Here is a 20,459-nt window from a genome sequence, read left to right as displayed (position 1 = left end):
GTGGGCTCTTGCGAGCCGGGGGTTGTGGGTGCGGCTGGACTGCGGGCGTCAACGCCCGGCATTGCGGGTGGCGCTACTGATCTGTTCAAGCGGAATTTTGGGTGTACGGTCTGCATTGAGCAGGCCATTGGTCTCCTGGAAAGTGTCGGCAAATTGGGTGTAGCAAAAGCCGCTGAACATCGGCGTCTCGTTGACCACCTTGAGCAGCTCGCGGTACAGGTCCTCGAATGCCTCGGCGGTGTTGCTGCGCGAATAGCCCCAGGTGTGGTGCGACGGCGCCTTGGGGTCGTAGGCAATGCCGCCAAATTCGGTCAGTACGATCGGCTGGCCCCGGTGCGGGAAGCCGTCCAGTGTCAGTATCCGCCCGCCCGGGCGGCGCCGGTCGAACAGCGTTTGCGACTCCTGGCTTTCGTAGCGCGCCCGCACGCGCTGCGGTTCGCCATCGTAGTCGTGGATGCCGAGAATGTCGGTGGCAGCCGCCTCCCAGCCATCGTTGCCGATCACCGGGCGCGTGGCGTCGAGCACCCGCGTCAGGTGGTACAAGGCTTCGACCGCATTGCGGTGCGCCTGCATGGCCGTCAGATTGGGCACGCCCCACGATTCGTTGAACGGCACCCAGACGATCACGCAGGGATGGCTGTAATCGCGCTCGATGGCCTCGGTCCACTCCTTGACCAGCCGGGTCACCGCGCGCGGGCTGAACGCGTAGGCGGAAGGCATTTCTTCCCACACCAGCAATCCGAGCTTGTCGGCCCAGTACAGGTAGCGCGGATCTTCGATCTTCTGGTGCTTGCGCACGCCGTTGAATCCCATCGCCTTGGCCAGCTCGACATCGCGCCGCAGCGCCTCGTCATTGGGCGCGGTCATCAGCGATTCGGTCCAGTAGCCCTGGTCCAGCACCAGCCGCAACTGGTAGGGGCGGCCGTTGAGCATGAAGCGGTCGCGGTTGATCGATACCGACCGCAGGGCCGTATAGGAGCGCACGGTATCGAGTACGCGGTCGCCGTGGCGCAGAATCACTTCGGCATCGATCAGGATGGGCCGCTCGGGACTCCACAGCAGCTCGTTGCGGGAATCATCGATACCGGGATCGGACAAGGCGATTTTCCGGTTCGCTTCCAGCCCGACCAGCATGTAGATATCGTCGGCCAGCACCTTGTCGCCGAGCGAGAGCCGGACCTCCACCGAGAGCCCGGACTTTTGCTTGCCCGCTGCCAGCACCTCGCAGCCGATTTCAAAGCCGTCGAAAATCGGCGTCCAGCGCAGCTGCTTGATGTAGGTGTCGGCCACCTGCTCGATCCACACGGTCTGCCAGATGCCGGTGGTGCGCGGGTACCAGATCGAATGCGGTTCGCGCAGCCAATCCTGCTTGCCGCGCGGCTTGTGCAGATCGGCCGGGTCGTCTTCGGCACGGACAATCAACACCTGGGGGGCGCCGGTAACCAGGGCATCGGTGATATCGGCCGTAAACGGCGTGTGACCGCCTTCGTGCTGGGCCACCAGGCGGCCGTTCAGCCATACCTTCGCGGCGTAGTCGACAGCGCCGAAATGCAGCAGCACACAGTCGCCTTCGGGCACCAGGTCGAAATTCAGGCGGTACCACACGCACGGGTGGAAATTCTCGTCGCCCAGCCCGCTGGCAGCCGATTCCGGTGCGAACGGCACCTCGATCCGATGCTTCCACGCGATGTCGTGATCAGGGCCACCGTACAGCAGTTCGTCGTCATACGCGAAATCCCATTGGCCATTGAGAGACATCCATCCATCCCTCACCAGCTGGGGCCGGGGATATTCGAACTGGCTCATGTGCGCTCCTTGATAAAGGCTGACGTGATTGATGCAGGGCAGAGCTGGCTTCGATCAATGTGACCGGAAATAAAATTTTAACAACAACTGCCGAGTTACTATGTGTGTTATTTAACAAAGTAAAAAAAGCTGCTCGACATTGTCAATTCGGTCGGGAAAGCGCCACGGCATCTGCAAAAAGCGCCCTCTGCTGTAGATCGCCTGGTCGACAGCGGCACCACGACACCCTGCCCTGCTCCCTACACTCAATGTTGCGCCGCCGTCCTGCGCCCCGCGGTAGCCAATGCCAGCACCGCACCGATCGCCCCGACCGCACCGAGCACCCAGGCGGTCGTGCTGCCGGAAAAGCCGACGGCATGGCTGATGGCAACCTTGCCTGCCTGGGGCGCCAGCAGTTCCACTCGTCGCTTGTTCATCTCCACACCAAGCTGGTTGAGACGCTCTTTCGACAGCCGGCGCTCGGCGGCAGGCAGCACCACGGTTTCCTCGTCCGCGACATGGTGTATGACTTCGCGCATCAGCTCCAGCAAGACACGGTCGTGGCGGTCATCGTGTCCCGGGATGGCGCGCAGCTCGCGGATCAGCCGTTTCATGTCGGCGTGCTCATCCGGCGCCTTTTCCAGCACGGGGTCGGCGGCATCGACGGTCCGCATGACCGGATAGAAAATCTCTTCCTCCAGCGTTGCGTGTATCTCCAGCGCAGAACAGATCGTCTCGCTCAACGCCTTCTTCACTGTCGGGCTTTTGTCATGGGTGAACTGGTGAAAGGTAACGAAGACATGCGAGTGATCGAAGCGGATCATGTCGGTAACGGTGGGGCTGAGTTTCGCAAGGGAAAACATGGGTAAGCCTCCTGAAGAATACGTGTCAAGGGGTGCAGCGCCGCAGCACCGGCTTGCCGTGCGGCTGAACCTCCATGATGGATGGCTCGTGTACGACCCCATGTAGGAGAAGTGAGCAGTATCGTGTAGGGGCCATACTCTTGGGACAGGAGCGCATGAGTGAACAGCTGGAGAAGCCACATTCTTGCTCGGACGATTGGTGTGACGTCCCCTCCGGGGCCGCATTGCCCCGCACGCGCAAGGCTACTAAAATGGCATATCGAGAATTCGATGTCCGGAGCGAACCGTGAATGCTGCTATCCCAATTCAGCCGACTCAACAGGTTGTGGGCGACTACACTGTCGTCCGCTCTCCTGGCGCCCGGTTTCGCGCCTGGAGCGGGGTGGTCATCTGCGACGTCACCATCGTCTGGAAAGGCAACGTCTTTGTTGTCGTCCTGAGTCAACGCCCTGACCACCGTGGCGTATCCATCACCAACGCAATCGAGGATATTACCGAGCAGATGCACGAAGTGATTCCGGGAGATGCGAACGTGCGCTGGTTTGAACACTACCCGGCCGGACTGGGCATTCTGGGTAATCGATACAGCCTGATGGAAGTATCCTTCGATCAAGGCCAAGCCTCGTGGGGCCGGCTGACCACCTGGGAAGAAACTGCACAAGAAACCGGTGTACCGCCCGAGCTTCTGGCATGTGGCTACGAGGACGAACTCCTGCCTGCAGCGGAACTGGCCGATGCCTGATGTAAAAAACCAGGGGCTGAATCTCGAGAAGTTCAAGGCACTGGCCGGATTTATACCGCCTACGCCAGTCCCAACCGGACCGACGGACACTGAACTGGAACCGCTGGCCACGATTGAAATGTCCTGGGCCGAGGTTGCGGTACGCTTGGCCGTTGCCGCCCTTCAGATCCATTTCTCGAACAATCCCAAGCATCAGGAGACGATGGACGAATTCCTCGTCCGCGGCGAGCTGAGGGCAATTTTGGTCAGCATGCTGTCTGCCGAACCGGCGGACACGTCTTTGACGCCCTCCCAGCCAAGCTCCTTGTTCTCAACTACCGAGCTCTTGCACTGTATCAAAGCGCCCTCGTTGCGCTTGATGGCCACCACGTCAATGCCGCCATCGCCAACGCGCTTAGTCTTGATGGTCCGCGAGTAACCCATTTTGCTCCACAAGAGCGCGCAGAAGGCTTCGAAAGCGTCGCCATCAAGCGATCCCATGTCGTCGGTAGTCAAAGGCTCGTTGCTAAACGCGTTGCCGCCGTCGGGAGCCTCCAAATCGCCGAAGTCGGCGGGGCTCACATCCCCGGCGCCATTGAGCATGTCAGCCGACAGCTCGCGCTTCTTGTCCAGCAGCTTGTCGAGCTTGGCGTCGAACGTGAGAAAATCGTGGGCGACGACGACCGGATAGTAGACATGGACATCTCGCTCTTGGCCGATGCGATAGGCCCGATCCGTGGCTTGGTCCTCCTTGGCCGGATTCCATGTGCGCGTGAAATGGATGACGTGGTTGGCCGCCTGGATGTTCACGCCAAATCCCACGGCCAGTGGCGACAGGACGATCACGCCAAATCCAGGCTTCTCTTGGAAAGCCCTGATACGCTTCTGGCGATTGTTCGCATTGGCCGAGTCCGCCGACGTGTCGCCGTTGATCACGTCCGGCGTGAATCCAAATCGATCAGCGATGGATCGCTGGAGCGTGCGCTGCAAGTCCCTGAACTCGCAGAACACGATGACTGAGGTGTACTGTCAATAGTGGACACATCCGTTTCAAGCAGCCAGCACCTGTTTCCTGAAATTTTCAGCGAACGACGCCGGCGATACGTAGCCAAGGCGTGAGTGGCGCCGCTGGCGGTTGTAGAAGATCTCGATGTACTCCTTGATTGCCGCTTCGGCGTTGGCCCGTGTGGCGTACCTTTGATGATGAATCATCTCGTTTTTCAAGCTGCCCCAGAAGCTCTCCATCGGCGCGTTGTCGTAGCAGTTCCTCTTGCGCGACATCGATGCCTGCATGCCGAACTGCGCGACCAGTTTGCGATAGTCGTCGGCGCAATATTGGCTGCCACGGTCCGAGTGCAGAATCAGCCCTGGCGCCGGCCGCTTTCCTCGAACGGCCCGCCACAACGCTTGCGCCGTGAGCTCCTGCGTCATCCTCGGCCCAAGCGCATAGCCCACCATCTCGCATGTGAAGACGTCCTTGATGCCGGCCAGATAGAGCCATCCTTCATCGGTGGCGACGTAGGTAATGTCGCTCACCCAGGCTTCGTTCGGGCGCGTCGGGGCGAAGGTCTGTTCCAACAGGTTCGGCGCCACCGGGAAGCTATGGTTCGAGTTTGTCGTGGCCTTGAACTTTCGCTTTTGTTTGCAGCGCAGGCCAAGCTCGCGCCGCAGCCGAACGATGCGATCACGGCCGGTGTCGAATCCCTGGGCGACGAGCTCCGGCTGCAGGCGCAAAGGCCCGTAGGTTTCACGGGCCTGCACGTGGGCCGCCTTGATGGCCAGCATCGCAGAGCAAGGGCCGCACCAGATGCTCATCGACAGCTGCGGCTTATACAACCATCTTTTCTCGCAGCAAGCGGGAGCGCTGGCATGAGGTTGCAGGCAATCTCCTTGAATGGCTGGCTGGCGCAGCGACGCGCTTTTTCAGCAGCTCGGCTATCAGCTTATAGCACCAATGCGCTGTCGCCGCGATGAACCACTTTCCAGCATCGAATGGGATGTCCCATTGACCGGAAGCTGCCGACCGGAATTTCGGCAGTGTTTGAAAGCGAGTTGAAAATGAGCCTTTCCTCTTATGAAGATGACGACTACAGCAGCTATGACGATGGCGGCAGCTATGCGGACTCGGGCGATAGCAGCAGCAGCGGCAGCAGCAGCAGCAACGAGGCCGGCGGTAAATACACCACCGTGGGAGGCGTGACGGCGGTCGGTGTAGGCGGCTCGGTGACTGTCACCGACAAGGGCGATACGCTGGTTTCCATCGTGGTCGGCAACCCGGGAAAGATCATCACCACCGGCACTACGCCGTCGGGACAGGATCCTAAAGACTGGCTGTCCGGCTTTGGTGGTTCCGTCAACCTGCCCAACGGCGCCGGTGCGGCGACGAACTTCGATTCCGTGCAGCCTACCGTCAGCCCTCCCGGCGGCGCTGGGGCGAGCGTTTCGTACACAGTGCCGCTGAACAGCAATCCGGTCCCGTTATCGGATCAGTTCAAGAACGTGATCCATGATGCGGTCAATTACTCGAACCACGCGGTCGGTATTCATCAATACGCACGATAATCCTGTTTGCTGACTTGACGAGGGGTGGCGCCGCTCCTCGTTTTATGCCTTTATATGAAACGAATTTTTCTCATCATTGCAATGCAATTTCTGCCGTGGCTGCCAACGCAAGCGGCTACCCTCGCGTCGCAGGAGCGGGTTCAGGTGGACCTGACCATCCTTGCGGGTGGTGGCTACGACGAATTGTTGCAACGGACCCATGCCGTAGCCGATGCCTCCGATGGCCAAGAGATACGAGGTTTGCTCGCGGCGCAAAGCAAGCTGGTGACGATTCAACGGATACGCATCTTACCTCACCGCGATGGCGCAGATGCTACCGAGATACCGGCAGGACCTGCCTTGGGACAGGTGCTGGCCGCTCTCAAGCCCGGGGATATCGTCGATTACGCGATCAATATTCATCATCCCCAATTGCTGCCGCAAGGGCAGCAATCGCTGCATTACGAGCTGCGCCGCCACCAGATATTCGGCGAAGGCCGCGTCAATGTGCACGTTCCCAAGGGCAGCACAATTAAAGTGAGCGCTTCAGGATTCGAACAGCAAACAATCCAGACTACTGCGGCCGGGCGGACCTATTCCTACGTGGTCAGGAACGATACGGCGCTGCCTGAAGAAGACAATGTCGCCAACCGCGAAGCGACAATGCCCACCGTGCGTGTATCGACCTTCAAGAATTACACTGCGCTGGCAGCGCTAATCGAGGGTGAATTCGCCAAAGCCGTTGTCCATAGCGATGTGCTGGGCCAGATCGCCGAGCGAATCGCCGCTCGAGCCGATAACCCACGCGCGGCTGCGCGCGCCACGTATCAGTGGGTCCAACAACATATCGCTTACGACGCACAGGCCATGGATGCCAACGGCATCACGCCGCGTTCGCTGCCAGCCATACTGGCAAGCGGCCACGGTGACTGCAAGGATCATGTCGTTCTGTTCCAGGCGCTGCTCAAGGCGCAGGGCATCGAAAGCATCATGGTGCTCATCAACACCGAAAGCCAGTATCAGCTGTCGACCACGCCCGTGGTGGCCGACTTCAATCACGTCATCACTTATCTGCCCGCATTCGATCTGTATGTCGATGCCACGGACAAGTATGCCCGCTTCGACCGTCTCCCTCTGAACCGCCAAGACAAGCCGGTGCTGTGGTTGGACCGCGACGGCAAGCAGGCGCGTACACCGCTCACCGCTGACGACAGCAGCGTGACTGACGCCGCGTATCGCCTCGACCAAGGTAGCATGGTGGTTAGCTCGCGCACAGTCAGCGAAGGTGAAAGTGCGCTGGAGACGATATTGGTGCGCGATGCGATGCAAGGGCAAGACCTGGGGGCCTTACTTGAGAAGTCGCTGGTCGCGCGTGGCTTGCGCGCACCTCGCGGTACGATGCGTTTTGACGGTGACGTCGATCGTATGAATTTCACCATGAATTTTTCATCGCAGCTAGCGTCGGCCGATCACCGGGTAGCTATCGCGTTCAATCCGTTTTTTGGCAAACGGTCTACCTTGGGCGGCATGTCGCTTGGCTTCCAGGCCGCGCGGCGTGCTAACGGATTCCTGTGCCCGCCGCGCACCATCGTGGAACGCTATACGCTCGTTATGCCAACTGGTAGCAAGGCGACCATGCCTGACGCAGTAGATATTCAGGCGGCAGAACTTGCCTATCAGTCGAGCTATACGCAACAAGGAAACCGGGTCACGATCAGTCGTCGGTTTACCAGCACCAGCAAAAAAGCAGCGTGCGATGCCGGCGACTATATACGCTACCAGCGCTTCGCACGACGCGTTGCAGACGATATCGCCACCCAAATACGGTACTCCTGGCCATGACCGCCGCTACGCAAAGCCAGCGAATTGCGGATATCGAAGCACGGGGCACCGATACCATAGTCCTGGCCTGCCTGCTCACGTTTATGCGCTGGAGGGGCTTTCGCGGACGTCTGATCAATGTGCTCGGCCTTGCGCCAATGACGCCGGGCAGTGGCGCCGGTTTGCAGTTCGCCTGCCGCCAGTTGGGTCTTAGCCTGCAGCAGCTGGCACAGCCGCTTCACCAGCAGTCGCTCCCTGACGACAGTATCTTGCTGCTTTGCTGGGCGGACGGTCGCGCAATGCTGGCGGTGGCCCGTGCCAGCGGAGTTGCTATATTGTTCGATCCGTGCTCGCCCCCTATCCCCCCATGGCAGGCCTTGCCAGCCGGTGCTGTCAGCTATCTGCTCGAAGTCAGCGACCGCCGGCGCTGGGCCCGTCCGCGAGCACGGCCACCGCGATTATGGCTGGTCGATTACCGTCCGCACAGTCCCGCCGATCTGGATATGGACGCTATTGGTACAATGTCCAAACGTTATGCTGCCGCTTGCATTGAAGAACGCGAGCCGAATGTTCCCGTTGAACTGACGACCGCCGCCGTGCTGGCTTGTCACGAATCGATGGCTCCTGCGCATCCGGCATTTTTCGGCTGTCTGCGAACGTTGAACATAAGACAGTACAGCGTGTTCGTCGATGCGGCAGACGTTCCGCGATTGCTCGATGCACTGCTCGTAGCAGTGGCACGCGGACCGGCGCTCGTACCCGAAGGGCTACTGCCTTTCGCAGCCAGGGTTCTCACCGACTTCCTGACGATACATCCTTTCCTCAACGGTAATCGTCGCGTGGCGCTGGCGCTGGTGTCGGCCATGCTACACAGGCACGACTTAAAAATTTACTGGGACCAGATAGGAGTCGCTGCGTTTTACTATGCAATGCGCTGCGCCGCTCGTGGCCATTTTGGACCGTTGCTCTCGCAAATTCGAAGCCATCTCAAACCGGAAACGCTGCATGGATGACCATTCCAGACGCCTGTCGTCAATGGCGACCGCCGCAGAGTTGTTCAAGAGGGTGCAGCCGGTGCTGATACGTCTGCGTGCCAACGGCTTCCACGCGTATATTACCGGCGGCTGCATTCGGGATTTGCTCTGTGGGATGCCAGTCCAAGATCTGGATATGGTGACAGATGCCATGCCCATCCAGCTATTTCAGTTGTTCGACCGCGTGAGCATCATCGGCCACCGTCACCAATTGGCGGTAGTGCGCGACGGCGGAATCAGTCTCGAAGTCAGTACACTTGCCAGCGTGGCTATTGACGGATCCAACACACTGATTGGCCGGCTGGCGGCCGATGCTTCAACACGGGACTTCCGGGTCAATGCTTTGTATTGGGATCCGCTGGCAGGCAAAGTCCACGATCCGTACGGCGGCTTGGCCGACCTTGACGCCTTCCGGTTAAGCTGCGTGGGCGACGCCTGCGCCAGTTTGGCATTCGATCCTATCCGGATGCTGCGTGCTGCCAGGCTGGCGGCAAAGCTGGGCTTCGATATCGATCCGCACTTGCTTGCGTCAATGCGTCAGAGCGAGCTGCGTTGGGACGCCGAATCGTGCTGGCGCGCTGCCAGGGAGCTCATTCGCATGGGCCAGTTTCGGCCATCGTCGGCGTGGCGGTGGCTTGACCAAGCCGGCCAGCTGGGCGCGTTCTTGCCACCGGAGCACCATGCGTTCTTGCGTGCAGCGCTTGGCGGCAGGGATGGCCCGCATACGCCCGCTTACTTAATCGCAGTATTGCTATGGCCTTCCCTGGGTGCGAAAATGGCGAACCTGGATCGCAGTTCATCTTGGGCTTGCCACGCTGCAGTGGACGAATTAATTGACGCCCAAAGTGGATTGCTGCGACACCTGCTGAACAAACACGATGGCGGCTGCCGCAATCTTCTTTTGATGCAGTTGCATGGCGATGCATTGCGGGATGGGAATGAAGGGGTACTCGGTGCGGATGCACGGTGCCTGGCGGCAGCCCGAAATGAAGGGGCAACCTCATGAAAATAGTTCGCTTCCTTCTGATGGCCGTCCTCGCCTGGTTCCTACTGATTTTCGCCTATGGTATCGCCACGTATCCCGACGCACCCATCAAGCCGGGCAATAACGGCACCTATACCGGCAAGACTCACCGGCAGCATACCGAAGCCGAGTACTATGCTTTCCTGCGCTGGCAAACCTTGCTGATGGTTTCCGGACCTTTCGGCCTAGCGGCCGGGCTCATTCTGCCGAGGCTGAAGGCGAAAAAAACCGGCGCCGAGTCCCGCAACTCCTTGCGCCGCTGAGACGACAATCCACACTTTCAGGTGCAATCGAGTCAACTCTCCCTGACAGGGTCGAGGATCCCACCACGCTGACTTTTTGATGGAGCGGAATCGACTGGCGCGCCCAACCGACTCCAGGCGGCACCAAAATTGAACTAACGTCGCGGGTGATTAACAATGGCGCGTGGTTGATACAGTACCTCGGTAACGCTGCGTGAATATGCCTGACGCAAACTGATGCATATAGTGACAGTGTGCACGTGCTACGCCTTTCCAATCATGGTGGTGACGCTATGTCCCAGCCTTTTTCCGATCTCTGCGACAAACTCTTCGGACAGCGGCGACCAGTTCCAGAACTCAAACGCCAGGGCAACAAACCTGATGTCCGGGTGCGGCCATTTCGGCAAAATACTGGCCTGCTCGCAATTGCTACAGGTCATGGTATCGCTTACTTGCTCGATCCACAGATTGCCTGCAGCGTACAGGTCATCGATGGGCATTGGAGCTGCGCATGCGGGACACGGGACCGGACCGAACCCGCCCTGCATATTGACAATGGCCCATCGGCTCGCGACTACCCGCATGCCATTGACCGCATCCCGCGAGAAGTCCGCATAGTTCCCGTTGGAGGCGTCATTTTCACTGCCGCCGCACGCCTGCATAAAGCGTCTTCCAGGTGGATAGCAGGCCCCGTCCCCAAGACAGCAGTCGCACTGCCTGTCCTCGATGATCTGCTCTTCCGCCAACCACGCCACAATGACCGCCGCAAGTTCACGAGCCTGCCCCTCGGTGGTCACTGCCTCGTCAATAATCGCTTCATTCCAGTTGCCCATGGCTCATCCCTCAATCGCCGATTGGCGTATCAGAGCACATTAATGGAAACAGAGCCTTGCGCACTCCCGCCACGCCTGAAATATTTGACGCCCTATGTGGCCCTGACGATGCTCGGTGCGGTCATCAAGTCGCTGAGGGGATATTGGCGATGATTTCAATTAATTGCTGTGAATGAATTCCAGACTTACTCAAGTGCCCTCTCGCCCAATCAATCCGCGTTGATGCATCGAGCACCGCTGGGTCGTTCCAGAGCAAATCAATCGCCACCCCCAGGTGGTTTGCAGGACAGGCTAAAACCACGGCGCCGAGCGTCGTTGTACTAAGAGGCGTTTCTTTGCGTAGCAATGCTATGGCGGCTTCCGGATCCCAATCCCACAAGAAACTGATTGCGGCGTCAACCATCACGCCGCTTTCCAGGTAGTCAAGAAGGCATGGAGCAGCGCTCGGCCCGAAACGCTCCAGGAACTGCTCTTCGTTCAACAGCGCCATTTCCGATACAAGTGGCATCACCAACGAGAGCAGCGGCGCCCGAAATGCCGGCGGCAGGGTTTCCGGTATTGCTGCCAGGTAGAGAAGATCTTGATTTGTCAGGGAGTTCAGTCCATTGCTGGGATTAAGCTGTCCCAGCAGCCATCGGCGTACTGGCGAAAAGCGCACAAACTGATCCGAACTCGTACGCTCGAACAGCAAAAAGGACGGCCATAACGTCGCCGCGCCCTCCGAGTTATTGACGCTAATACGTTCTAATAAATTTTTTGACACCCATGATTCGCGTGCAGAACCATTGAGAAATAGCCACCATGAGGGTTCAGCGCACCAGGCGCCGCGCGCTGCTTTTCCAAGCAGTGCGATGCTCAAGAGGCGCGGAGCATTCAAAACAGGATGGCTCAAATCCTTTACCAGTTCATCGACAACCGAAAAGAAGTTTGTCCAGGCAGGTGGCAGCTGGTTGCGACTCGATTGCGGCCAGAGGTGTTCTAGCCATAGCGGTGCCTCGCCCAAAGACTCGCACCAGCCGGGAAAGAGCCATTCCGCCGAGACGTCCATTCGTAGCTCCGGCAACAGGCTCCAGGACCAGCACGCGGTGATCCATTCGATTTGTTCATCTGGCGATGACGATGGTCTTGACCATGGACTGGGTAAAAACCAATCCCCCTGTGTAAAGTCCAGGCGCCCCAGCACACATTTTGCGAGTGACGTCAGTGCGGCGATATATTCAGGACCAAACGTGTCGCCTCTCGCAATTCTTCGCGCTATGGCCATGAATATCGCTTCGGAGGCACCAATCTTCGTAGCACAATCTTGAGTGACAAGATGTAATTTCTCAGCGACATTAATGAGCTCGACGATTGAGATGGCATCTAGCGCGGCGTCAACCATTGACCTGCGCTGCTCCTCAAAGCAGGCCAGTGCCCAGCTGTCCAGCGCTTCTTTCGTTATTTGGTGTATCAAATAGTCGCGTACGGCGAGGTTGGCGAGGGCACGGTGCTGAAACTCAAATTGCCCCATCCTTTCCTGTTTCAATAAGCCACTAGCACAGAGGTGCTTCGGATTCTCTGAATTGAACAGTGTGAAACTACCCGACGCCGTGAGCGCAAGCCAAGTTTTCAGCGGCAAAGCGCCTTTCCATACCAGATCGTCGCGCTGCCAGCGAAGTTTAGCCAACTGTGCTAATTCACTGCCGAAGGAAAGCGTTTCTGTCCGCAGTAGCGACTCAGCAAACTCGTTGACAGCATCGGAGTGGCTCGCCGCAGGCATTTTTGTGCCGCTGTGGTGGCACATCTGGCAAAGGTGCAGCACGTCTGTGGTGGTAGAAAACCATATGCCCCTCGGATCGAAGGCCTTTAGCCAAGTAGTGATGCGCTGTGCTGAAAACAGGCTGTCGCCTACATGCTGACCGATATGAGCATCCACCTTCTCGATCAGTTGATCGCGCCAGGCCGGAACAAGTGTCCATGTCCAGCGTTTCACTGGCGCAAATCGCCCGGGCATTTCGATTTCATATAGATTCAGATCCCGCTGGCTCGACGACTGCCGCTCCCATCCAAAATATTCAGCAGAACTTGTTGCCTTGCGGGTTGGCAACATAAATGGGGCAATGATCAGCACACCTGCATTTTCTGGCCTGTGCGCCAATGCCAGCATATCGTCATGCCCTCCGTCGCCACGCACGCAGATGACAACCGGTTTCTGGATTCGCAGGCGGCTGGCTACATCAGCCAGTGTTTCTGCGTACACAACCTCGAAATGGGCGACTGTCGCCAACGACCTGGACAGTATTTCGCGTTCCAGGTCGTCTTCGACATACAGCCATTCGAGATCATAGGGCGGGCGCTGTGTCCATCCAGCAGGCTCGAGCCAGTGCTCAAGCGTGGGAATGCTCAGCGCTCCAGGATCCCGCTGCGATAAATCCAACTCTGCAGTCGCCAGCTGCCACGGCCTGCCTTGTTTCAAGTCCAGCGGAGGCAATAGGAAAGCATCGAGGGCGAACATATGGCTCCTCGATGCCTGCTCGTACAGCCCGAGATCTTCCAGGGAGACCTGCAGCAGCTCCGCCAGTCCGACAGAACTTTCTGGATGGTTTATCCACCAAGTTCGTTTTCCCCGATCCAAGTCGCCTATTTTTGCAGCCAGACTTCGTGCCTGGTTTGAAGAATAGGTGCTTGGATAATTTCTGATCAACTCCTGCGCGATACGCTCGTAAGAGTTGAATACAGGATATCCGTGGGCCTTGCGCACTGGACCCGGGTGAGATTTCGGCTTTGCCATGGGGCATTTTCAAAAGTGGCGTATTAACGGCTCGAACAGTACTGCATCCAACAAAATATTGCACCAATTAATGCATCGATGCACACGTGATGCATTGGATTTGCTCCCGATCCGGTTGTAGCACACACTTCCCTCATTGAACAGCCAACGCTAATTCATAAAGTAAATAAGGTTGCCGTGACTTTCACGGTTCAGTTTCAGGACACTTTTTGGAGAACCATCATGAGTAAAATATCAACAGCAAAAAACAAGCCGCCGGCATCGCCGAAGAAGCAGGAAGAAGGGAAAAGTGTGCTAGCCGGTAGGGCTACCATTGCTGCCAAAGACGTGCGCAGGATGCAAAGAGTGGCATCAACGAAAGGCGATGGCCACACCGCGAAGAATAGTCATATCGCCAGAATTCAGCGGGCGTACGACATGCAGAACAAGCCTGAATAACTTGACGATTTCAAAAGCAGAAGTTAGTTATTTTTAAAAATTTTAAGGAGAACCATAATGGGCTGAACAGCCAACGATGACCGTAGTGTCAGCATGAATCCGAATAACGATGCTTACGATGACAGCATGGATAATCATTCGAATCAGCTTAACCCCAATAACGACGCCTACCAAGGTGTAGATAAGGATGACGGCGGGGATGAGTGATCGTTTCCCGCTAGTGACGAACTTGATATGAGATAGCCAAATCATTCCCCGGTCGAAGTCCGTGATTATGGACTTTACCGGGCTTAATTCGGATGTGGTGTGGCGCCCCGAACTTTGGGCGGGCGATCCACGACATGCATCAAAATGTTGCTGACCCAGGCCTCGGAATCGCCTCCGTCGAGCTTGGTTCTTCCGGTCTTGACCAGGCAGGTCGTTCAGCTTCCGGGATGTCCGGCTGGGAGAACGAGTCGACGAGCTTACCGGTAGCGAAGTCATACAGCGACAGGGTTCCGGCGAAGTGCAGGCCGCCACAATCGATCGCGAGCTGCTCCCCCCCGTTCCAGAACCAGTAGCTTCGTATGAACGGCGAGCACTTGATACGCCGGTATCTGCCATCTCTATAGGCCATGAGCGTGTCAGCGGTGACGAAGGGCTGGCCGTCGAGCTCCCAGGTCTCCCGCACGAGTCAGGCGGCCGTGCGCCTGTCGCCCGAGAGAGCGACGTTCATCGCGCGGCCATTGGTCGTCAGCCGTCGTTCGCCACCCTGTGCCAGCGATACATGGGCATTACTTTTACGGTCCAGGAAAATGTTGCTGAAGGTCTCGGCCTTCGCGCAGGCATCGCCGCAGAACATGAACAAGACAAGCAATAGGACACTTCGCATCGCATCGGCCTCCTGGTCATTTAACGGGATTTTCACTAACAAAGTGGCGGAGCACGATTAATCAGCGCCGCCGTCCACTATCTGCTTTGAAATGTGTGCGCTGCCGCCTGTCTTCGCGCCGGGTCAAGTCTGCAATTCAGCGCTTGAGCTTCCTACGATTTTCCTCGTCCCAGCGCTTGACCGTAAACGCCTGGAAAGGAGTAAGCACGGCACTCACGCGTACATACCCATCGGGCAGGCTCTGCGTGGTTTGTCCATCCATCAGCGCCGCCATGGTGGCGTCATCGAGGTCGGTGATTTCCAGCAGCGCCGGCAGCGCGGTATTGAGTGCGCGGGCGATGGCATCAAGCACCTTGAGCGAGGGGTTGGCTTTTGCGTTGGTCAGGTCGGATAGGAACGACACCGAGATGCCAGCCTTGTCGGCCAGTTCGCTCTTGGTCATGCCCTGCTCATCGAGCGTGCGCAGCACGTTGGTGAAGAATATCTGGTTGTACATGATGCGATGTGCTGTCCTTTGCGCGAATTTCGTCCCAGCGAAATATGGAACATCGGCCGGCGGTGACCGCTAGCGCCTGATACCGCGCCGCACTTGCTGGCCTTCCTGTTCGCAGCTTGCCTTGCCCTGGGCGTATTCGATCCGCGCTGCTGCGCCGTGCGCAGGCGTCTGCGCGAAGGCATCGGCGTCGTGCCTGACGAGTGACTGCCCCGACTGCTGGAAAACCGATTGCCGGTCCGCATGGACGATGACGCCAAGATGAGACTTGGCCTTGTCCGCTGGCTGCGCGGCGTCGAGGCGGTAGATGCCCGGCTTGAGCTGCCCTGCCTTGTCCACCTTGTTGGTCACCCATTTGCCGTCGCTCTCGCTTTGCAGCAGACGCTGGCCGTTCATCACCAAGACCCTCTGGCTCATCTATATCTCCCGGCATGGCGCGTCGTCGCGGTCACTGTCGTTTCCGATCACTATAGTCTTTTGTCGCAGGAATTCTGCCGCCGATTGCGCCGGCAACCATCTGCATCAAGTGCAGCATCTCGGCGCGGACTGCAGCAAGTTCCGTCTGGCTGGCTGCGTCCTTTGCCGCCTGGGGGGCATTTGCGGCATGGGTGCGGTCAAGCTCGGTGCGTAGTTCGTCGGCGCGCCGCTGGATCTCCACCGCGCGCGCTGACTGGGTGCGTACTTCTGCCTGCGCCGCGCTCAAGTCTGACGACATCCTGGACATCGACTCCAGGTGGGCGTGGGCCTCGGCCTCCAGTTCGGCGATGCGCTGCCGGCAAGCTGCTCGTTCATTGTTGGCATGTTCCAGTTCAGCCGCCTGTGCCTCGAAGGCTACAACCATTTCGCGGTTCAGTTGTTCGGTCTCGGCGCGCTCGGCGTCCCACGCCACCTGCATGTTGGCCATGCTCTGGCTGGCATGGTGCTGCGCGGCGCGCCACAGTGCCTCCAGCCACGCACGGTGGATGTCTTGCAAAGCTGGTGGCACATCGACCGGGGCCGGCTTGGGGCCGGCCAGGTGCGCACGGCGCCAGGCCTTCATGACCTGGCTGGCGTCGTTCATGCTGACGCGCGCCGCCTTGCGTACGGCATCAACGGTAGGAAACTGGATACCGCCGCCCTGCTCGAACAGAGCGTCGGCAGCGGACATGATGCGGGTTGGAATATCGGTATCGGTGTTCATGAGGCGCCCTCCCATAGGAAGAATATTATTCTTATTACTGGCGCGGACCTTGCGGCGTATCAAGCAGTAGTAATAGCAATAATAAGAGTAGTAATAGGAATACTATTCTTATTACTATTATTCGTGCCTGGAAGGCACGAGCTTGTAGATTCGACAGGTGGCTGCCCTTCACCCAGATCGGCGCCTGATGAATGACGAGCAGGAACATGGACTGGACCGCATTGGCGGCAAGGTCGGTGAACTGGCAAGCGGAATACCCGTAGCGCCGGCGCCAACGGTGAAAGTGCGCAGCAAAATTAAAATGAGATAAATCGTTTCCTGCATCAGACACCGCGCCAGGCATCGCCATGCAAATCCGACAGCGCCACCTCTGCGATGCGCCCGTCATCGTAGCGCACCCACGCCAGCTTGCGGCTCGACGGGCGGCGCATCAGCAGCTCGCACGATAGCCCTGCATGCGTGAACAGCAGCACGCCCTTGAAGGCCGGCTCCCTTGCTTGCCGCGCCAGCGAGGACGCGTCAGGAACGCTGTCGCTGGCCGCCGGTTCCTGCGCAGCATCGTTCGGCATTTCCAGGACGATCGATTGGGCCAGGAACTCGCGCAGCATGCGCACCGATCCCCGGGTAATTTCCTGCTGGTCGTCGTCTAACCAAGCCGTCACCACGTCGGGCCGGTCCCTGTAAGCCTGCACCAGTTCATTCACCAGCGAGACGTCGCGCACGCGCGCCGAACTGAATGCCCGCGCCACTGGCTCCGGCAGGTCGAGCAGCATGGCATGCTGGGTAACGTAGGCAGGCGACTTGCTGATGCGCTGCGCGATCTCTTTGCGGCGCAGCCCGCGCGCCAGTTCGCGCCCGATGTAGTCGGCAATCTCGCGCGCCGTCAGGTCGTTGCGCTGGAGGTTTTCGATGACCTGGTCGGTCTCGTTGTAGTCGTTGTCGATGAAGGCGGGAATGGTGAGCAGGCCGGCCAGGCGCGAGGCACGGAAACGGCGGGCGCCGTGGTTGACGATGTAACGCCCAGGCATGCCCGGATGCTCGCGCACCGAAATCGGCGTCTTGACGCCGCGCAGCCGGACCGACTTCGCCAGTTCACCCAGGCTGGCGGCGGAAAAGCCCGGGCTGTCCGCCGCGCGCGGCTGGTGCGGATCTTCATCGACGAGATCGAGCGGCAACTGGAGCGGTGCGCCCTGCGTCGCCGGCTTTAACATGGATGTGCCATCGTGCTGCCCTCCGACATTGCTCAATTCCACCATGCTGACCGGGCCGTCACCACGCGTCTTGAGAAAAATCAAATCCAGTAGCGCGCGTGAATTTAGCGGCTGAAACACCCACGATCACTTCCGCCGACAAGGTCGCTTACCGCATTTGATCCATTCGATATTTCCGTCGCCTTTCGCTTTGCTGCGTCTGAAAGCCCTTGCATACTGGTGTCGTCATTTCGACATACTGATCGCGCTGCAGTTCGGCGCATGACCACTAGGAGGCTATGATGAGCGAACGTATGCTGCATTTCATGGGACCATCGCGCTGGGACGAAGTCGGCGCCATCGTGGGTGACCGAGTCGCGCTGCTGGAGCTGCGCGCAGCCGTCGATACGGCGCTGAGAACCGGCGCGGGCGGCACGTACAGTTTCCAGTCGGACGGCGAACCCTATGCACTGGTGGTGGCTCTCGAGCAGGACATGCACCCGGTGCACACGGCATACGCGGCCGAGAAGCCGAGAGGCCGCTCCCTGCGCGAGACGGTCCCGATGCGCACCGTCACCAACTTCAACGACGGCTATCGCAAGGCGCTGGAATTTCGCGATCATCTTTTCCGGGGCGATGTCATCGTTCCGGCGCTGTCGGTGGAGGTCATGAGCGGCAACGCGCAATCGTCACACGGTGCCTGACCATGGAAGCCCAGGACACCTTCAACGCCCTGGGTGCGGCCACCCTGCTCCATGCGGACGTGGAGACGGTGCTGGCACTCGCCCGCAAGGGCGAGCTGCCGGGCACGAAGATCGGCAAGTCCTGGGTTTTCCTGCGTACCGACATCCTCGATTTTCTGCGCGAGCGCGTCAGGCACGACACCGCGCAGCGTCTGCAATCACAACGCGCAGCATCCCCGGCGCCTGCCGCCCTGCTGGTGCCACGGCCTGCGTCGCGCAAGCGGCGAGAACTTCCTGTGCTGCCATTGCTGCCGGAGCCGCCCACCCTTTCCGCGCGCGCCGGCACCAAATAATCCTCTACCAGAGATGGCTGGCCAGATCGCTGCCGCGCAGGCTCGCATAGCGCTTGAGCTGGCGCAGGTCGCGGTGACCGGTGATGCGCGCAATGAGCACGTCGGTCAGCCTGGTTTTTTCGTAAAGCCGGCACGTCGCCTCGTGGCGCAGGTCATGGAAGTGCAGCGTTGGCGCGCCGGCCGCCTCGAACACCAGTGCAAACACGCGTGACAAGTCGCGCGTGACCACATCGAGCTCCTTCTCCGCGCGCGCCCCGCTCCAGTAGGGAAACAGCCGTCCGCTGCGCTCCCTGATGGCAGCGCGGTCATTCGTCATGTGATCTGCCAGCGCCATGATGGCCGTGGAGGATAGCGGCACCTGGCGCCGGTCGCCGTTCTTGCTGCGGTCGAGGTAGATGGTGCGCTGCTCGAGGTTGAACTGCGTCAGGTCCAGCGTGTAACACTCGCGCATGCGCATGGCCGTCTCCAGCGCCAGGATGAAAAATGTCAGCTCCACCGGCCGGTCGGCCAGCACCTCGCGTATGCGCACTTCCTCCTCGATACCGAGGCGCCGGTCGCGCTCCTCCGCGAACTTGGGGCCTTTGCCATGCCGGGACAGGAACGCCACATCGTCCGGTGTGTAAGTGGAGAAACCGCGCTTGAGCAGTCTTAAAGGATTCTGCGCCATGATGTCCGGATGCCTGCGGGTCATCCAGTCGAAGCAGCGGGCCAGCGCGCCCTGGCGGTGGCGGATCGTCGAAGGCGACAGGTTGGCTTCGCGCTTCATGCTGCGGATCCAGCCTTCCGCCCAGTTGTAGTTCAGGCAGTTGGTGGCCAGCTTGGCCAGTTGCGGCTGGATGGTGTCGAGCAGCTTGATCTCGGACAGCGCCAGCGCATTGTGGCGCTGATACTCGACGATGCAGCGCGTGACCGTCCAGGTCTCCGGCTTCGCCACCGGATCTTCAAGCAGCGTGGCCGGCACAATGCCCTGCCCCAGAAGCACCTCCAGTTGCGAGGCGTAGGAAGCCGCCTGCGCCCTGTCATCGAAGGTTGCCCAGAAAGGCCTGGGCAACAGGCGATGGCGGATGCATATCTGAAACGCGCCGGAGGGGAGTTTTTTGATCGAGGCCATACGCCGATGATAGCGATGGACGGCGAGACGGCCTACGGCAAACAGGCCGTCTGGCGCGAGGTTAACCACACTTTTTGCGTGGTTAACAGCCATGTTGAGCTTGCTCAGAAAACGCTAAGTACTTGATTTGATGGAGGCGAGGATCGGAGTCGAACCGACCTAGACGGCTTTGCAGGCCGCTGCATAACCGCTTTGCTACCTCGCCCGAGGAAGACTTGATACGAGAACACAGCCGGTTATATGCTGTGCTCCGAATTCTGGAGCGGGAGAAGAGTCTCGAACTCTCGACCTCAACCTTGGCAAGGTTGCGCTCTACCAACTGAGCTACTCCCGCATAGGAGGTGAAACAACTGCACCAATCAGTTTCCGAGGAAACTGGAGCGGGAGAAGAGTCTCGAACTCTCGACCTCAACCTTGGCAAGGTTGCGCTCTACCAACTGAGCTACTCCCGCATTTGGAGTCCAACATTTTAACAGCTCGCTATCGTTATTGCCAGTACTGCTTGC

20 protein-coding genes, 3 tRNA genes and 1 pseudogene are annotated in these 20,459 nt (G+C 59.0%); 9 read left to right on the top strand and 15 right to left on the bottom strand.

All coding sequences use genetic code 11. The annotated features are described in order from the left end of the window. Positions 1-48 precede the first annotated feature (48 nt). Both ASF61_RS08640 and ASF61_RS08635 read right to left on the bottom strand, forming a co-directional pair. A complete protein-coding gene (locus ASF61_RS08640; RefSeq protein ID WP_056154018.1) occupies positions 49-1,806 on the bottom strand; it encodes a glycoside hydrolase family 2 protein in 1,758 nt (585 codons plus the stop codon). A gap of 245 nt (positions 1,807-2,051) precedes the next feature. Then, the gene (locus ASF61_RS08635) at positions 2,052-2,648 is read right to left on the bottom strand and encodes a hemerythrin domain-containing protein (RefSeq protein ID WP_056154016.1); all 597 of its coding nucleotides are present in this window, start codon (positions 2,646-2,648) and stop codon (positions 2,052-2,054) included. Positions 2,649-2,934: 286 nt separating this feature from the next. Between ASF61_RS08635 and ASF61_RS08630 the strand changes: the two genes are divergently transcribed. After that, positions 2,935-3,390 carry a hypothetical protein gene (locus ASF61_RS08630; RefSeq protein ID WP_156369503.1) on the top strand — a complete coding sequence of 152 codons (456 nt, stop codon included), beginning with the start codon at positions 2,935-2,937 and terminating at the stop codon, positions 3,388-3,390. Between the two features lie 192 nt (positions 3,391-3,582). Here ASF61_RS08630 and ASF61_RS08625 read toward each other — a convergent pair whose 3' ends face one another. Together ASF61_RS08625 and ASF61_RS08620 are read right to left on the bottom strand one after the other, a co-directional pair. After that, positions 3,583-4,380, bottom strand: a complete 798-nt coding sequence (locus ASF61_RS08625) for a helicase-related protein (RefSeq protein ID WP_056154009.1) — start codon at positions 4,378-4,380, stop codon at positions 3,583-3,585. A 39-nt stretch (positions 4,381-4,419) separates the two neighbouring features. Next, positions 4,420-5,151: pseudogene (locus ASF61_RS08620) on the bottom strand (IS3 family transposase); the annotation flags it as partial. Between the two features lie 276 nt (positions 5,152-5,427). Between ASF61_RS08620 and ASF61_RS08615 the strand changes: the two are divergent. Genes ASF61_RS08615 through ASF61_RS08595 form a run of 5 tightly spaced genes read left to right on the top strand, consistent with a single transcriptional unit; the run spans position 5,428 to position 10,052 of the window. Then, positions 5,428-5,931: a hypothetical protein gene (locus ASF61_RS08615; protein WP_056154005.1), complete on the top strand. Its 504-nt coding sequence runs from the start codon at positions 5,428-5,430 to the stop codon at positions 5,929-5,931. Between the two features lie 54 nt (positions 5,932-5,985). Then, the gene (locus ASF61_RS08610) at positions 5,986-7,752 is read left to right on the top strand and encodes a transglutaminase family protein (RefSeq protein ID WP_082491369.1); all 1,767 of its coding nucleotides are present in this window, start codon (positions 5,986-5,988) and stop codon (positions 7,750-7,752) included. Then, positions 7,749-8,744: a Fic family protein gene (locus tag ASF61_RS08605; protein ID WP_056153997.1), complete on the top strand. Its 996-nt coding sequence runs from the start codon at positions 7,749-7,751 to the stop codon at positions 8,742-8,744. The genes ASF61_RS08610 and ASF61_RS08605 overlap by 4 nt, the downstream gene beginning before the upstream one ends. Then, complete coding sequence (locus tag ASF61_RS08600; RefSeq protein ID WP_056153995.1) at positions 8,737-9,771, top strand: CCA tRNA nucleotidyltransferase; 1,035 nt, start codon at positions 8,737-8,739, stop codon at positions 9,769-9,771. The genes ASF61_RS08605 and ASF61_RS08600 overlap by 8 nt, the downstream gene beginning before the upstream one ends. Further along, positions 9,768-10,052 (top strand): hypothetical protein, encoded by a 285-nt coding sequence (locus ASF61_RS08595; protein ID WP_056153992.1) that lies wholly within the window; start codon positions 9,768-9,770, stop codon positions 10,050-10,052. Before ASF61_RS08600 ends, ASF61_RS08595 begins: the two co-directional genes overlap by 4 nt. A 242-nt stretch (positions 10,053-10,294) precedes the next feature. Here the strand turns inward: ASF61_RS08595 and ASF61_RS08590 are convergent, their stop codons facing one another. Further along, on the bottom strand, positions 10,295-10,864 hold the full coding sequence (locus ASF61_RS08590; RefSeq protein ID WP_056153989.1) for a hypothetical protein: 570 nt from the start codon (positions 10,862-10,864) through the stop codon (positions 10,295-10,297). Positions 10,865-10,988: 124 nt separating this feature from the next. Beyond that, positions 10,989-13,634 carry a hypothetical protein gene (locus tag ASF61_RS08585; RefSeq protein WP_156369502.1) on the bottom strand — a complete coding sequence of 882 codons (2,646 nt, stop codon included), beginning with the start codon at positions 13,632-13,634 and terminating at the stop codon, positions 10,989-10,991. Between the two features lie 222 nt (positions 13,635-13,856). Between ASF61_RS08585 and ASF61_RS23210 the strand changes: the two genes are divergently transcribed. Next, positions 13,857-14,072, top strand: a complete 216-nt coding sequence (locus ASF61_RS23210; RefSeq protein ID WP_156369501.1) for a hypothetical protein — start codon at positions 13,857-13,859, stop codon at positions 14,070-14,072. A gap of 673 nt (positions 14,073-14,745) precedes the next feature. On the opposite strand, the gene ASF61_RS08575 is transcribed toward ASF61_RS23210, so the two are convergent. The 5 genes from ASF61_RS08575 to ASF61_RS08555 form a co-directional block, all read right to left on the bottom strand. After that, on the bottom strand, positions 14,746-14,979 hold the full coding sequence (locus tag ASF61_RS08575) for a hypothetical protein (RefSeq protein WP_156369500.1): 234 nt from the start codon (positions 14,977-14,979) through the stop codon (positions 14,746-14,748). A 100-nt stretch (positions 14,980-15,079) separates the two neighbouring features. Beyond that, positions 15,080-15,439 (bottom strand): transcriptional regulator, encoded by a 360-nt coding sequence (locus ASF61_RS08570; RefSeq protein ID WP_056153981.1) that lies wholly within the window; start codon positions 15,437-15,439, stop codon positions 15,080-15,082. A 69-nt stretch (positions 15,440-15,508) separates the two neighbouring features. Next, complete coding sequence (locus ASF61_RS08565; protein ID WP_056153977.1) at positions 15,509-15,853, bottom strand: KfrB domain-containing protein; 345 nt, start codon at positions 15,851-15,853, stop codon at positions 15,509-15,511. A 31-nt stretch (positions 15,854-15,884) separates the two neighbouring features. Continuing rightward, the gene (locus tag ASF61_RS08560; protein ID WP_056153975.1) at positions 15,885-16,616 is read right to left on the bottom strand and encodes a DNA-binding protein; all 732 of its coding nucleotides are present in this window, start codon (positions 16,614-16,616) and stop codon (positions 15,885-15,887) included. Positions 16,617-16,939: 323 nt separating this feature from the next. Beyond that, the gene (locus ASF61_RS08555; RefSeq protein WP_082491365.1) at positions 16,940-17,827 is read right to left on the bottom strand and encodes a ParB/RepB/Spo0J family partition protein; all 888 of its coding nucleotides are present in this window, start codon (positions 17,825-17,827) and stop codon (positions 16,940-16,942) included. Positions 17,828-18,105: 278 nt separating this feature from the next. Here ASF61_RS08555 and ASF61_RS08550 point away from each other — a divergent pair, with 278 nt between their 5' ends. Together ASF61_RS08550 and ASF61_RS08545 are read left to right on the top strand one after the other, a co-directional pair. Then, entirely contained in the window at positions 18,106-18,510 is a 405-nt protein-coding gene (locus tag ASF61_RS08550) for a hypothetical protein (RefSeq protein ID WP_229205766.1), read from the top strand. 2 nt (positions 18,511-18,512) lie between these two features. Continuing rightward, a complete protein-coding gene (locus ASF61_RS08545) occupies positions 18,513-18,842 on the top strand; it encodes a helix-turn-helix domain-containing protein (protein ID WP_056153966.1) in 330 nt (109 codons plus the stop codon). Positions 18,843-18,846: 4 nt separating this feature from the next. Here ASF61_RS08545 and ASF61_RS08540 read toward each other — a convergent pair whose 3' ends face one another. From ASF61_RS08540 to ASF61_RS08525, 4 genes are all read right to left on the bottom strand, one after another. Continuing rightward, positions 18,847-20,046, bottom strand: a complete 1,200-nt coding sequence (locus tag ASF61_RS08540; RefSeq protein ID WP_082491361.1) for a site-specific integrase — start codon at positions 20,044-20,046, stop codon at positions 18,847-18,849. 38 nt (positions 20,047-20,084) lie between these two features. After that, positions 20,085-20,158, bottom strand: a tRNA-Cys gene (locus ASF61_RS08535). Positions 20,159-20,211: 53 nt separating this feature from the next. After that, positions 20,212-20,287, bottom strand: a tRNA-Gly gene (locus tag ASF61_RS08530). A gap of 42 nt (positions 20,288-20,329) precedes the next feature. Next, positions 20,330-20,405 (bottom strand) — tRNA-Gly (locus ASF61_RS08525). Between the last annotated feature and the right edge of the window lie 54 nt (positions 20,406-20,459).

It is taken from the genome of Duganella sp. Leaf126 (assembly GCF_001423125.1).
Taxonomy (GTDB): domain Bacteria; phylum Pseudomonadota; class Gammaproteobacteria; order Burkholderiales; family Burkholderiaceae_D; genus Rugamonas.
Note: the sequence above shows the minus strand (reverse complement) of the source record. Positions and strands in the feature narration are given on the sequence as shown.